This is a genomic window from Xanthomonas cannabis pv. cannabis, from assembly GCF_000802365.1.
Lineage (GTDB): Bacteria > Pseudomonadota > Gammaproteobacteria > Xanthomonadales > Xanthomonadaceae > Xanthomonas > Xanthomonas cannabis.
Genome location: NZ_JSZE01000135.1, coordinates 1 through 14,401, shown reverse-complemented (window position 1 = coordinate 14,401; position 14,401 = coordinate 1). Strand labels below are relative to the sequence as shown.

The 14,401-nt window shown below is 66.4% G+C and carries 10 protein-coding genes; 4 read left to right on the top strand and 6 right to left on the bottom strand.

What is annotated here, in order from left to right:
• Positions 1-123 precede the first annotated feature (123 nt).
• Complete coding sequence (locus OZ10_RS18015; protein ID WP_039415018.1) at positions 124-1,350, top strand: ATP-binding protein; 1,227 nt, start codon at positions 124-126, stop codon at positions 1,348-1,350.
• Entirely contained in the window at positions 1,347-1,925 is a 579-nt protein-coding gene (locus OZ10_RS18010; protein WP_039566341.1) for a response regulator transcription factor, read from the top strand. Before OZ10_RS18015 ends, OZ10_RS18010 begins: the two co-directional genes overlap by 4 nt.
• Positions 1,926-1,969: 44 nt before the next feature.
• On the opposite strand, the gene OZ10_RS18005 is transcribed toward OZ10_RS18010, so the two are convergent.
• Positions 1,970-2,962 carry a glycoside hydrolase family 5 protein gene (locus tag OZ10_RS18005; RefSeq protein WP_039566340.1) on the bottom strand — a complete coding sequence of 331 codons (993 nt, stop codon included), beginning with the start codon at positions 2,960-2,962 and terminating at the stop codon, positions 1,970-1,972.
• A gap of 424 nt (positions 2,963-3,386) precedes the next feature.
• On the opposite strand from OZ10_RS18005, the gene OZ10_RS18000 reads away from it, so the two are divergent.
• Positions 3,387-5,240, top strand: coding sequence for a putative bifunctional diguanylate cyclase/phosphodiesterase (locus OZ10_RS18000; protein ID WP_039566339.1), 1,854 nt, complete (start codon positions 3,387-3,389; stop codon positions 5,238-5,240).
• A 184-nt stretch (positions 5,241-5,424) separates the two neighbouring features.
• Here the strand turns inward: OZ10_RS18000 and OZ10_RS17995 are convergent, their stop codons facing one another.
• Both OZ10_RS17995 and OZ10_RS17990 read right to left on the bottom strand, forming a co-directional pair.
• Positions 5,425-6,987: a sodium/sugar symporter gene (locus OZ10_RS17995; protein WP_039566338.1), complete on the bottom strand. Its 1,563-nt coding sequence runs from the start codon at positions 6,985-6,987 to the stop codon at positions 5,425-5,427.
• Between the two features lie 258 nt (positions 6,988-7,245).
• Positions 7,246-9,858: a glycoside hydrolase family 3 protein gene (locus OZ10_RS17990; RefSeq protein ID WP_039566337.1), complete on the bottom strand. Its 2,613-nt coding sequence runs from the start codon at positions 9,856-9,858 to the stop codon at positions 7,246-7,248.
• A 434-nt stretch (positions 9,859-10,292) separates the two neighbouring features.
• Between OZ10_RS17990 and OZ10_RS17985 the strand changes: the two genes are divergently transcribed.
• Entirely contained in the window at positions 10,293-12,248 is a 1,956-nt protein-coding gene (locus OZ10_RS17985) for a PhoX family protein (RefSeq protein ID WP_039566335.1), read from the top strand.
• A gap of 249 nt (positions 12,249-12,497) precedes the next feature.
• Here OZ10_RS17985 and OZ10_RS17980 read toward each other — a convergent pair whose 3' ends face one another.
• The 3 genes from OZ10_RS17980 to OZ10_RS17970 form a co-directional block, all read right to left on the bottom strand.
• Positions 12,498-13,121, bottom strand: a complete 624-nt coding sequence (locus OZ10_RS17980) for an ATPase (protein WP_039566333.1) — start codon at positions 13,119-13,121, stop codon at positions 12,498-12,500.
• A 3-nt stretch (positions 13,122-13,124) separates the two neighbouring features.
• Positions 13,125-13,469, bottom strand: a complete 345-nt coding sequence (locus OZ10_RS17975; RefSeq protein ID WP_039414591.1) for a type II toxin-antitoxin system prevent-host-death family antitoxin — start codon at positions 13,467-13,469, stop codon at positions 13,125-13,127.
• 157 nt (positions 13,470-13,626) lie between these two features.
• Positions 13,627-14,401 (bottom strand): glucose-6-phosphate isomerase (locus OZ10_RS17970; RefSeq protein WP_039566330.1); only part of this gene is annotated, 775 nt, incomplete at its 5' end.

Sequence of the window (14,401 nt, the reverse complement as noted above, 5' to 3'; positions counted from 1 at the left end):
GCATCGCACTATTTTAGCCTGTCCGCCGTCGGCTCACAGCTGAAGCGACCCGCGGGCCGCCGTCGGCACCGATGCGACGGTTTGTCGCAGGCCACCGTTCCCCTGAGCGCATAGCATTGCGTGATGAACAGCTCCGACGCCTCCTTCCTGCGGACCCTGTGCAGCCTGCGCTGGCTCGCCACCGCCGGCCAGGCCGCCACCATCCTGGTCGCCACCGGCCTGATGGGCTTGAACCTGCCGCAACAGCCACTGTGGGCCGGCGTCGCCGCACTGGCGGTGTTCAACCTGTACGCCCAGCTGCGTGTGGCCCACCGTGGCGCCGTGAGCCCGGCCACCGAATTCGGCCACATCCTGGTCGATGTGACAGTGCTGACCTGGATGGTGGGCTGGAGCGGCGGCATCGCCAATCCGTTCGGCTCGCTGTTCCTGGTGCTGATCGCGCTGGCCGCGTTGGCGCTGCCGCTGGGCTGGGCGATGGCGGTGGCGGCGTCGTGCGTGGCCGGCTACGTGATCAGCGCGGCGTTCGGGCTGCCGCTGCCCTACGGCAGCTTCGACCCGCTCAGCCTGCACATGTGGGGCATGGCGGCCAACTTCCTGCTCTCCACGGTGGTGGTGCTGGCCTTCGCCACCCGGCTGGCGTTGTCCATGCGCGAACGCGAGCGCGAGATCTCCACCCTGCGCGAGCGCTTCGCCCGTAATGAAGGCATCGTCGCGCTGGCCACGCATGCGGCCTCGGTGGCGCATGAATTGAATACGCCATTGGCGACGATGACCCTGCTGGTGGACGACATTGCCGACCAGTGCGACCAGGCCGAACTGCGCGAAGACCTGGACACCTTGCGCGAGCTGCTGGTGCAGTGCCACGAGCGCGTGCTGGCCCTGGCCGCGCCGGCCGACAACGGCCACCTGAGCCGCGAAGTGGCAGTCAAGGACGTGCTGGAGCAATGGCGGCTGGTGCGCCCCACCATCGAGCTGCGCCGCAACGACGACGCACCGATGCGGCTGATGCTGCAGCCGGGCGTCAGCCACCTGCTGATGGTGCTGCTCAATAACGCCGCCGATGCCGGCGAACGGGCCGGGCGCCCGCAGATCGACCTTACCTTGCGCGTGGAGCACGACCATCTCAGCGGCGAAGTGCGCGATTACGGCCCCGGCTTCGACACCGCGCAGGCCATGTTGCCGGGCACCTTGTTCAACAGCGGCAAACACGACGGCATGGGCGTGGGCCTGGCGCTGTCGCATGCCACCGTCGAACGCCTGCAGGGCGAATTGTGGATGCTGCCCGCCGAAGGCAGCGGCGCCCGCGTCGGTTTCCGTCTGCCGCTCTCCGAACACGAGGCACTCGCATGACAAGCACTCCCATCCGCACCGGCCTGCTGGTCGACGACGACACCTTGTACCTGCGCACGCTGCAACGCAGCCTGGCGCGGCGCGGGGTGGAAACGCTGACCGCCACCGACGCGGCCAGCGCGCTGTCCACCGCGCGTAGCGCCCTGCCGGATTTCGCCTTGATCGATCTCAAGCTCGGTCACGATTCCGGCCTGAGCCTGATCCAGCCGCTGCGCGAGATCCGCGCCGACATGCGCATCCTGCTGGTCACCGGCTATGCCAGCATCGCCACCGCGGTGGAAGCGATCAAACTCGGCGCCGACGACTACCTGCCCAAGCCGGCCAATATCCCCACCATCATGCGGGCGCTGGGCGAAGAAGATGACGAGCTTCCCGAGCCGGACGAAGAGGAAACCGCGCAGGAAATGATGACCCCGCTCAGCCGCCTGCAGTGGGAGCACATCCAGCAGGCCCTGCACGAGACCGATGGCAACGTCTCGGCGGCCGCACGCCTGCTCGGCATGCATCGGCGCTCGCTGCAGCGCAAGCTGACCAAGCGCCCCAGCCCGGGTCCATTGCGCGAACCCGGGCGCTGATCGCGCCCGGGCCGCACGCACGGCCTGTCAGCCTCCCCACTACGTCAACGCTGTCGGGCAGCAAACACGCTGGCCCGGCGCGAGGTGGCACGGATGCCGTCGGAGCCTTCAATCAATGTGCGGCCCCAGCTGCTCAGACGCGTCGGGTCCCAGCCAAGCACGATATCCAGCGACTGGGTGCTGCTGTCGTTGCCCGACCACGACCAGCCCATGTAGCCCACGTTGTACTGGCGCGCGCGCCGCATGATGGCCGCCTCGTCCACCTGCGCGCCGCGATGGTCGGCACCGAATTCGCCCACCACCAGCGCCAGGCGGTTGCTCTGGAATGCACGCAGGTACGCATCCAGCGTGGCATCGTTGCCGAACACTTCGTACATGTGCACGCTGAAGACCAGGTTGCGACGGCTGTCGAGCGCCAGTAACGCAGCCGCGTTGTCGCGCATGTAGAACTGCCAGTCCTGGCCCCAGTTGGGCGCGTCCACCATCAGCGCGTGGGTCAAACCGGCGTTGCGCAAGGTGGCGATCGCACGGGCATGGCCGTTGACCCACTCGCTGGCACTGAGGCGGTTGCCGTACGGCTCGTTGCCGACATTGATGATGACGTAGTTCTCCTGTCCCACCAGTGCGCCACGGATGCTGGTCCAGTAGTTGGCCGCGTCAGCCAGGGTCCCGGCGGCGCCGTCCTCGCCGTAACCGGTGGTGTCGTGCACTTCCAGCACGGCGATCAGGCCCAGGCTCTTGCAGCGCGCGATGATGCGCGCCACCTCTGCTTCGGGCGTGCGGTTCCAGCGATACCCGCTGCTCAGCACCACGCGCACGCTATTGGCGCCGGTGGCGGCAATCTGCGCCAGCGCCGCATCGGTACGGTCGGCAAACCAGGCATGTGGCAGGTTGATGCCGCGCAGGACCAGCGCATTGCCGTTGCTCTCCCGCAACTGCGTCCCGGACACGGATAAACCAGCATGTGCGGCGGACGCCAGCGCAAGGCCGGCCACCAGCAGCAGGGCGCGCTGCGCCAGACGAGTGAAGATCTTCATGGTCGCTCCAAGGTGGGCGCCGTGGACGCCTCGGCACGCTGTCGCATGCCCGGCCCACGTGCGGCCACCGTGCCCACCGCGGGCATGCGCAATCGGCGTCCAGGTCACAGAACCGACAAAAACCGCAGATGCGGACCGAGCGCGCAGACCGCGACGCCGGCCGCTGGTAACGTTAACTTCCGTGCGTTTCCGGCAGTTGCCGTTATCTTCTGCAAGGCGCATCCAGCCTTGCGCGATCCCGCGCACGTGGCCCGCCGCGCTGCGCACTAGGGTGCTGCAATGCGAAACCAGCGTCAGCGTGCGGGCCCGTGCCGGGGCCACACACGTGCCACGCCTTGCGCCGCAGCACGCCACAGCGCTGCTACCAGCTGAATAAGCCGGTGCGCACACGTCAAGAGCTGGTGGCCCGGGCCGATAGAGGCACATGCAACCCTCGCCCGCCCCCAACTCCCTGCCGTCCTCCATGACCGACGAAACCACCCGTCTGGCCGTCTTGCGCGGTCTCTGCCTGCTGGATTCGCCGCCGGACCCGGTATTCGAGACCATTGCCGCGATGGCCTCGCGCAGCCTGGGTGCGGAAATCGCGCTGGTGTCGCTGGTGGACGAACATCGCCAGTGGTTCAAGGCACGCGTCGGCCTGGATGCGTCGGAGACCCCGCGCGACCAGGCGTTCTGCGCCCACGCGATCCGCTCCGACGAGGTGATGGTGGTACCGGATGCGCAGCTGGACCCGCGCTTTTGCGACAACCCGCTGGTACTGGGCCCGCCGTATATCCGCTTCTACGCCGGTGCACCACTGAAATTGCGCGAAGGCCACAGCATCGGCACGCTGTGCGTGATCGGCACCAGCCCGCGCGATGGCCTGGATGCGGAGGCATTGACCCGTCTGGAAGGTCTGCGCGACCTGGCCGTACTGCGGGTGGAAAACCTGCGCAGCACCACCTACCGCGATGGCGCCACCGGCTTGCCGAACCGTTCGCGTTTCAGCGAAGACCTGGACGCCTGGCTGTCGCAGCGCGACACAGCACCGGCCACCACCGCGGTGGCCATCGATGTGTGTGGCAGCGATTATTTTCGCGACATGGTCAAGGCGCTGGGCTGGGACTACGCCGATGGCTATGTCGCGCTGGCACAGCGTCGCCTGGCCGCCTACCTGCCCAGCGGCACCCTGCTGTACCGGCTGGACCCGACCACCTTCGGGTTCATGACACCCACCGAGAACCAGCGGCTGTCCAGCCTGTGCAACAAGGTCTCCAAGGCCTTTGCCGAACCGCTGGATCATCAGGGCATCCCGCATACCGCGGTGGCCTCAATCGGCGCGGTATCGCTGCAGACCAGCTACGGCGCCGCCGATACCATCCGCTCGCTCACCACCGCTGTGGACGTCTCGCGCGAGCGCGGGTTGGCGTGGAGCATGTACGAGCGCAAGCATGACGTGGCGCAACGCAATACCTTCCGCCTGCTTGCCGCCCTGCCCGCCGCACTGGACAGCGCCAGCCAGCTGCGCCTGCACTACCAGCCACGCGTGGACCTGCACGACCACCGCTGCGTGGCGGTGGAGGCCCTGCTGCGCTGGCAGCACCCGATGATCGGCCCGGTGTTGCCGTCGGACTTCGTGCCGATGGCCGAGAAGACCGCCCTGATCAACCGCATCACTGCGTGGGTCATCGACAACGGCATCGCCCAGGCTGCGCGCTGGCAGCAGCAGGGGCTGGATTTCAATCTCGCCCTGAACGTGTCGGCGGCCGACCTGGACCGCCGCGGGTTTGCCGGCCTGTTGCGGCGCGGCCTGGAACGCCACAAGCTGGACCCGCGCCGGCTGGAGATCGAATTCACCGAAAGCGCGATGATCCGCCACCCCGACCACCTGGCCGAGGAGCTGGCGGCGGTGGCCGCGTTGGGCGTGCACATTGCCATCGACGACTTCGGCACCGGCTACAGCAATTTCAGCTATCTCAAGCAGTTGCCGGCAAGCTCGTTGAAGATCGATCAGTCGTTCATCCGCTCGCTGCCCGACAACCGTACCGACCGCACGCTGGTGCCGGCAATGATCCAGCTCGGCCACAGCCTGGGCCAGCGCGTGGTGGCAGAAGGCATTGAGTCGGCCGAGGCCTACGCGCAGCTGCGCGCCTGGGGCTGCGACGAAGGCCAGGGCTACTGGATCGCCAAGCCGATGCCGGCCGCCGCGCTGGAAACCTGGCTGCAGACCCCGTGGCACGAACCGCTCGCGGCACCGGTGGATCTGCTCGCGGCCAGCCTGGCTGCAGCGCGGGTCTGAGGCACGGCCATCGACAATGACGATGTCGTTGGCGGGAATCGGGAATCGGTGGGAGCTGAGGCGACCGCCCGCTTCACTGCAACGCTCAAACGCAGTGCGGCGCGACACCGAGATGCCGCGCCGCACTGCGTAGACGGAGTGAGTGGCTGACGCACGCGGCGTCAGCCATTCCTGCAACTGCTGCTTACCAGAACACCGCGTACAGCACGACCAGGATCGCGATCACGCCGGCGGCGCCGACCTTGAAGCCCAGCGTGGTGCCATAGGCCACATCGTCGGTGCGGATCAGATCGCGTGCCTGGGTGGCCGGCGTCATCAACGACACCAGGACCGCCAGCACCAGCGCGGCCAGGAACACCACGCCGATGCGGTCCATGAACGGCAGCTCCGGCCAGGCGAACTTGAGCGCGAACGACAGCACCACCGAGCCGATCGCCGCGGTCAGCGCGCCGGCTTCGTTGGCGCGCTTCCAGAACAGGCCGAGCATGAAGATCACCACCACGCCGGGCGTAAAGAAGCCGGTGAATTCCTGGATGAACTGAAAGCCCTGGTCGAAGTTGCCCAGCAACGGCCGCGCGGTGAGGATGCCGATCAACACCGACACCGCCGCCACGATGCGGCCCACGCGCACCAGCTGCTTCTGCTCGGTGTGGGGGCGGAACTTGGCGTAGAAATCCAGGGTGAAGATCGTCGCCACCGAATTGATCTTGGAGGCCAGCGAGGCCACGATCGCCGCCACCAGCGCCGCGAACACCAACCCCAAAATACCGGTCGGCAGCAACTGCATCATGGTCGGATAGGCCTGGTCGGGCTTGGCCAGGTCCGGCGCCAGCACCACCGCGGCAATGCCCGGCACCACGATCACCAACGGCATCAGCAACTTCAAGAACGCCGCAAACACCATGCCCTTCTGCGCCTCGCCGATGTTCTTGGCCGCCAGCGCGCGCTGGATGATGTACTGGTTGAAGCCCCAGTAGCTGATGTTCATGATCCACAGCCCGCCCAGCAGCACGCTCAAGCCGGGCAGATCCTTGTAGAACGGGTTGTCCTTGGTCAGGATCATGTGGAAGTGCTCCGGGTGCGCGCTCCACAGATGCTTGAAGCCCGCCAGCACGCCGGCGCCATCGCCGATCCGCGCCAGGGTCAGCCCGGCCACCAGCAGGCCGCCCAGCACCAGCAGCGTGACCTGCACGATGTCGGTCAGCGCGACAGCTTTGAGACCGCCGTACAGCTGATAGACCAGCGCGAACACGCCGATCAGCGCCAGCGCCAGGGTCTGGTCCATGCCGGTGACCTGGCTCACTGCAATCGACCCGAGCCACAGGATCGAGGTGAGATTGACGAACACGTACAACAGCAGCCAGAACACCGCCATCAACGTACGGATCCACTTGCCGTAACGCTGCTCCAGGAACTGCGGCATGGTGTAGATGCCGTTGCGCAGGAAGATCGGCAGGAAGAACTTGCCCACGATCAGCAGCGTCAGTGCCGCCATCCATTCGTAGGAGGCAATCGCAAGACCAATGGCATAGCCCGAACCGGCCATGCCGATGATCTGCTCGGCCGAAATGTTCGCGGCAATCAGCGATGCGCCGATCGCCCACCACGGCAACGACTTGCTGGCCAGGAAGTAATCCTCGGCGCTCTTGCTGTGGCCTGCCTTCTCGCGTGAGACCCACTGCGCAAGTACGAAGATGCCGGTCAGGTAGACCAGCACAATCACGATATCCAACGTCGCCAAACCCACTGCACTCTCCTGTCTGGCTCTGGGGTGTGCGCCGACGGTCGGGCAGGACTGCAGAAAGCCACCGCCGCGCACCGGGTGCACGATGGCAGCGCGGCGAACCGCAGCTGCAGGCCATCCCGGCCGATCGACAACACCGCCCCCGCGGCGGCTGATGACACCACCGCGATCGGTGGCCGCTGTAATGCGTTGCCGATGGCGGCAACGCGCTTGTTTGCTTGCGTCACGTCATGCCCGGCGGCCTGCCGCCAGGCATGCGCATTACTTGACCGGGCAGTCCACCGTGGCTTCGGCTTCGTTGAGCGCGCCCAACGCCACCCTGGACACCGACAGGTTCAGTGCCGCAGCGCTTTCGATGCTGGCCACCTGGGTCAGCTTGGTCACGTCGGCACCGGCCACGGCGAAGCACTTGAGCGGAATCCCCACCACCTTCCACTGGCCCTGCGGCAGTGCGGCCAGGGTCTTCTGTGCATCGACCCGGCCACTGCACTTGTCGCCGCAGCCCACGCCCAGCCACACCGGTGCGGTCACGGCACTGTCGCGGCGCACGGTCAGCTGCAGTTGCACGTCGCCGTTGCTCTCACGCGACACATCCACCGGCTTGCCGGACACCAGCAGCACGCTGGCGGCCTTGTCACCGGACCACACCAGGCGGCGAGCATCTTCCTGCGCCTTGTGATCGACCGCGCTCATCTTCAGGCTGCCATCGGACAAACCCACCGGCAGCGTGGTCGCCGGCATGTTGGCCTGGCCCGCATTGGATAGCTGCATGGCAATCCCCAGTGCCGGCTTGCCGCGCACGAAGTACACCCCGCCCACCGACTGCTCGCCGGACACGCCCGATTCTTCCGGCAGCGCCGCCAGGTCACCCTTGTCGGCATAGTTCAGGCCGAAGCCGAACTTGAACTGCGGGTCGTAGTCCTTCTGGCCCACGTTGTTGGCGAACTGCATCGCGTTCTTGGGCCAGGAGAAGCTGAGCTTGCCCTTGAAGTCGTTCTGCACGCTGCCATCTGCCTTGCGCAGCAACACATCGGCAATGCCTTCGCCTTCCGAACCCGGCAACCACGCAGCCACGAACGCGTCGGAGGCATTGATGTACTGGTTCATCCACAGCGGACGGCCGCTCAGGAACACCGCCACCACTGGGATGCCTTCGGCCTTGAGCTTCTTGATCAGCGCCAGCTCGCTCTCGTCGCCCGGCTTGTACAGCAGGGTGGCGATATCGCCCTGGAACTCGGCGTACGGGTTTTCACCGAACACCACCACCGCCACGTCGGGCTTGGTCTTGTAGGCGCCGTCCACGGCCAGCTCGGCGCTGCCGCCGGCCGCCTTGATCTGCTTGTCCAGGCCTTCCCAGATGGTGTTGCCGTTGGGGTAGTCGCTGCGCTTGGTGCCGGTGCCCTGCCAGTTCAGCGTCCAGCCACCGGACTGCTTGCCCATGTCGTTGGCACCATCGCCCAGCACCAGCACGCGCTTTTTCGGATCCAGCGGCAGGATGCCGGCCTGGTTCTTCAGCAGCACCAGCGACTCGCGCACCGCCTGGCGGGCGATGGCGCGGTGTTCCGGTGCGCCCAGCAATTCGTACTTGCCACCGAGCGGACGCTTGGACGGCTTGCCGGCCTCGAACAGGCCCAGACGCAGCTTGACGCGCAGGATGCGGCGCACCGCATCGTCCAGGCGCTCGGCCGAGATCTGGCCGGACTTCACTGCTGCCAGTTCGGTTTCGTAGATACCCTTCCAGCTATCTGCGGCCATCGCCATGTCGACGCCGGCAATGAACGAGGCCGGGCAGTTGTCGTTGGTGCAGCCCTTGACCTGGCCCTGGCCATTCCAGTCGCCGACCACGAAGCCGCCGAAGTTCATGCGGCCCTTCAGCACGTCGGTCAGCATGACCTTGTTGCCGTGCATCTTCTCGCCGTTGAAGCTGTTGAACGAGGCCATCACCGTCTGCGCACCGGCCGCAATCGCCGGCGGATACCCGGCGGCGTGGATGTCGCGCATGGTGGCTTCGGACACCTTGGTGTCGCCCTGGTCCTTGCCGTCGGTGGTGCCGCCGTCGCCGACGAAGTGCTTCACCGAGGAAATCACGTGGCTGCCGTCCAGGAACTGCGGCGTGCCCGGGGTGCCCTGCACGCCTTCGACCATCTTGCCGGCGAAGCTGGCCACCACATCCGGTGACTCGGAATAGCCTTCGTAGCTGCGGCCCCAACGGTCGTCCTGCGGCACTGCCACGGTAGGCGCGAAGGTCCACTCCATGCCGGTGACGCGGGTTTCGGCAGCGGTGACTTCGCCAATCTTCTTGATCAGGTCAGGGTTGCGCGTGGCACCCAGGCCGATGTTGTGCGGAAACAGGGTGGCGCCGACGATGTTGCTCTGGCCGTGCACCGCATCGATGCCGAAGATGATCGGAATCGCGTTGCCGCCCTTGGAGGTGTCCATCGACGCTTCATAGAACGCGTCGGCCAGCTTCAGCCATTCGGCCGGGCTGGCGTTGTACTTGCCGCCGGGATCGGAATTGCCGCCGGCCAGCACCGAGCCGATGCGGTACTTGCGCACATCGTCCGGGGTCAGGCTGGCGATGTCGCCCTGGACGGTCTGGGCGACCTTTTCTTCCACGCTCATCTTGGCCATCACGTCGGTGATGCGCTGCTCCAGCGCCGCGTCCTGCGCGAACGGCCACTTCGGCGAGGGCCACTGGTCCGGATGGATGGCAGTGGACGCCTCGGCCGGTGCTGCGGCCGGCGCGGCCTTGCTCGCCTCGGCGGTGGTGTCCTTGCCTTGGCAGGCGGCCAGCATCAGCACCGCCGCAGCGGTTGCCAGAGAGAGGGCACGCCGCGCGACAGGCGCGGCGGTACGGCGAAGCAGCATGTCCAAGATTCGAGTCTCCAGGGTGGTTCTCCCACGGCGATGCGTTGCGCCGCAGGCCATTAGGCGGCGTACGCTTGCGTGATTCCCCTACCCTGTCAACAACGCGCGCCCGTATGCCAAATGACGGCCAACTTATTGACCGGGGCTATAGCCTTGGAATACCGGCAGCACCTGTGAAACCACGGAAAACTGCCATATCCGCTGCCGCGCCTGGCATTGCGGGCAGGCGCACTTTGCTGCAATGCACCACCCGCAGGCCCGGGCAGTGCGCAGCCCCGGACTGTACGTACCCTGCTGCAGCGTTCGCTTGTACATGCACGTCCGAACGCACGCCAACGGGTGAGCTCGCCGTCAAACAACTGTCATACCACCGGCCTAGCGTGACCGGCTTGCCGATGTGCCATCGCCATCGTTGATCGTTGCCTTTGCCTGGAGTTTCGATGTCCGCCTCCCCCGATCCCTCCCGCCGTCGCCTCATGCAATTGCTGGCGGCCGTTCCCCTGTTGCCGCTCGGCAATGTCAGCGCCGCCGCGTTCCAGCAACTTGGCAGCGCCGCACTGGCCGCGCGCGCGTTGCGGCCATCGGACACCCCGACCCGTCTGGTCTCGGCCACCTTCCATGGCATGCCCGCGCCCAGCCTGGCCAACCCGGGGGCGATGGCCACCACCACGGTCGGCTCGGCACTCACCGTGGCGCGCAGCGACGGCAGCACGCAGCGCTACGCATTGGCGTATCACCCGTTCTTCGTCACCGGCGATCAGGTGCCCGACGGCAAGGGCGGCACCGTGCTGGCCGGCGGTTACTACGACATCCAGCATCGCCCGATCATCGACCGCTCCAAACCCGGTGCCGAGCGGCCGTTCTTCTCTGATTGCCCGGACGGCTCCTCGCTGCTGACCCTGCCCAATGCCAAGGTCCCAGGCGTCAAGGGCAACCACGTCTTCGCGGTGGTGCAGTTCGAATACACGACCCGCGACCAGGCCGGCAACGACACCAACCGCCACCTGCCCGCGCCAATCGCCGTACTGACGCTGGACCAGGACCCGGCCACCGGCAAGCTGTCGCTGGTGAAGTACCACAATGTCGACACCGCGCCGGTGCACGGGCTGTGGACCACCTGCGGGGCCAGCCTATCGCCGTGGAATACCCATCTGTCCAGCGAAGAGTACGAACCCGACGCCACCGCGCTGGCCGGCAATACCCAGTTCCGCAGCTACAGCACGCATCTGTATGGCGACCCGGAAAAGGCCAACCCGTATCACTACGGCCATCTGCCCGAGATCACCGTGCACCCGGACGGAACCGGGAGCGTGCGCAAGCACTATTGCCTGGGCCGCATCTCGCACGAACTGGTGCAGGTGATGCCCGACCAGCGCACCGTGCTGATGGGCGACGACGCCACCAATGGCGGTCTTTTCATGTTCATTGCCGATCGCAAGGCCGACCTGTCGGCCGGCACCTTGTACGTCGGCAAGTGGCAGCAGACCTCGGGCATCGGCCCGGGCGCGGCCACGCTGCGCTGGATCAAGCTTGGCCATGCCACCAGTGCAGAAATCCAGGCCATGGCCGACCGCCTCACCGCCGCCGACATCCTGGACGTGCACCTGAGCGATCCGGGCGATGCCTCGTTCACCAAGATCCCGTTCAACGGCACCTTCAACTGGATCCGCATCAAGCCGGGCATGGAAAAGGCCGCCGCCTATCTGGAAACCCACCGCTACGCAGCGCTGGCCGGCGGCAGCCTGGGCTTCACCAAGCTCGAAGGCACTACGGTCAATGCCAAGGACAAGGTCGCCTACATGGCCATGTCCTACATCGTCACCAGCATGCTCAACGGCTCGGGAGATGTAAAAGTACAGGGTCCGGAAGCCGGGGCGGTGTATGCCCTAAACCTGCGCGGCGGCCAACGCGACAGTCACGGCGCCCCGATCCATAGCGACTGGGTGCCGATCGACATGGCCGCCCCGGCCGCCCTCACCGGCCACAATCTGGACAGGCCCGATGCGCTAGGCAACCTGGCCGACCCGGAACGCCTGGCCAACCCGGACAACCTCAAGTTCTCCGAGTCGCTGCGTACCCTGTTCATCGGCGAAGACAGCAGCCTGCACGTCAACAATTTCCTGTGGGCCTACAACGTGGACAGCGGCGCGCTGACGCGGGTGCTGTCGGTGCCGGCGGGTGCGGAATCGACCGGTCTGCACGCGGTCGACGAGATCCACGGTTGGACCTACGTGATGAGCAATTTCCAGCACCCCGGCGATTGGGAAAGCCCGCTGCACGACACCGTCAAGCCGGTGCTGGACCCGCTGATCCGCGCCAACTACAAAAATCGCTTCGGCGCCGCGGTGGGCTATCTCACCGGCGACCCGGTGGCGGTGAAGCTGGGCAAGGCCTAAGCGCCGCCATTCCAGTTTGCAGCGTTGCATGACGCTACAGCCGACACGGGCAGCGTGGCTTTCTCGCTGCTGTCGCAATGCCGGTAGGATCGCAATGAGGGTCGCAATGCCGGTAGGAGCGCATCTGGGCGCGAGGAGCTTCATCGGTATGGCCTGTCGCGCCCGGGTGCGCTCCTACGGGTGAGGTCGATGGATGTCTGGCCGCGTCGGTGAGCAGCGGATCAGGCCTCAAGTACATGAGCGCGCAGCTCAGGACTGCCGCAACTCCAATGCCGCCATCACGATGGGCTTGGCCCAATCGGGCACTTGCGCCAGTTCTTCGGGCGTTTGCGGGTATTGCAGGCCATTGCGGCCCAGTTCCAGCACCAGCAGCGGCGCGACCTGCCCGGTCGCGTCGGCAGGCGAACTGTTGTCGTAGACATGCAGTACCGCCAGATGCGGCAGCAGCGCGATCAGGTTGGCGCGCGAGGCATCGTAACGTTCGCGGATCTTGTGCGTGGGGATGGCATGCCCGCCGGCGGCCACGCGCGCCGCCACACGCGCGATATGCAGCTCGACACTCGCCAAACCGCAGAACCAGATCGCCACCGTGTGCGTCGCGCAGGCCTGCCGCAGCAGGCGCGGGATGGTCGTCGCGCCCAGGGTGGTTTCGAATGCATAGTCATGACCGGCATCCATCGCCTGACGCAGGCGCCGCACGCCCTCCTGCCAGGCTTGCGCATTGGCGTCTTCGGGTGACCAGCCCTGCTCCACCAGGTCCCGGGTGAACGCATCCGGGTTGAACCAGGTGGCACCGTCTTCCCGCAGCAGGCTGCCCAGCAGCGAACTCTTGCCGGCACCGTTGACGCCGGCCAGCACCAGAATGTTTCCCACGATCTAGAGCGACGCCCCCAGGGTGATCTTGCTGCCCCGGCGTGCGGGCTTGGCGACCACCTGGGCCAGGCCTGCGCCCTCGGTCACCACCGCCAGATGCGCATCGAACCTGGTCTGCAATGCCTGCAGCGACTGCGCCCGCGCCGAGGCAACCGTCGCTGCGCCTGCCTGGCTGACCAGCCGGCGATATTCCTCCGCGTCCACCACCACCGCCTCGGGATGATTATGGTTGGTGATGACCACCGCGCCATGCGAGCGCACCTTGCGCATCAGGCTGGGCCAACCCTTCACCTTGATGTCGGCGGCGGGCGATTTTTCGAGTTCGGGCAGATCCTGGAAGCGAGACATGGGACGGTCCTGCGCGCTGTGTTGGCCTCAGCCTACTCCCAACTCCCCATTTTGGGAAATTTGCCCATTTTGTCCAAACTTACCACCTGGCAGGACCTCCTGAAACGAAACGGGGCCTACAGGCCCCGTTGTCCGACGCTACCCATGTGCGACCGGCTCAGCCGCGCAGCTTGCCCAGCAGCTCGCGCGTCACCGGGTCGGCCACCTCGGCCACTTCGCCCTTCAGCGCCGGCAGCAACTGGCTCGCCAGCTGCTTGCCCAACTCCACGCCGAACTGGTCGAACGCGTTGATGCCCCACATTACCGACTGCACGTACACGCTGTGCTCGTACATCGAGATCAGCGCGCCCAGCGCCTGCGGGGTGAGCGCGTCGAGCAGGATCACCGTGCTCGGGCGGCCGCCCGGGTAGCTGCGGTGCGAGTCGCTGCTGTCCTGGCCATTGGCCAGCGCCTCGGTCTGCGCCAGCACGTTGGCCATCAGCGCGACATGGTTTTCCGCATACGGGTCGTCGTTGTGCACGGTGCCGATGAAATCGGCCGGCACCACGCTGGTGCCCTGGTGCAGCGCCTGGAAGAAGCTGTGCTGCACATCGGTGCCCGCACCGCCCCACCACACCGCCACGGTGTCGCTCTCCACCGCCGAGCCGTCGAGCTTGACCCGCTTGCCCAGGCTCTCCATCACCAGCTGCTGCAGATACGCCGGCAGCAGCGCCAGGCGCTGGTCGTAGGTCATGACTGCGTGCGTGGCGCTACCAAGCAGGTTGCGATTCCACACCGCGGTCAGCCCGTGCAGTACCGCGACGTTTTCTTCCAGCGGCGTGTTGAGCACATGTGCATCGAACTGCGCGGCGCCTTCCAGCAGCTGCTCGAAACGCTCAAAGCCGATTGCCAGTGCAATCGGGAAACCAACCGCCGACCACAGCGAATAACGC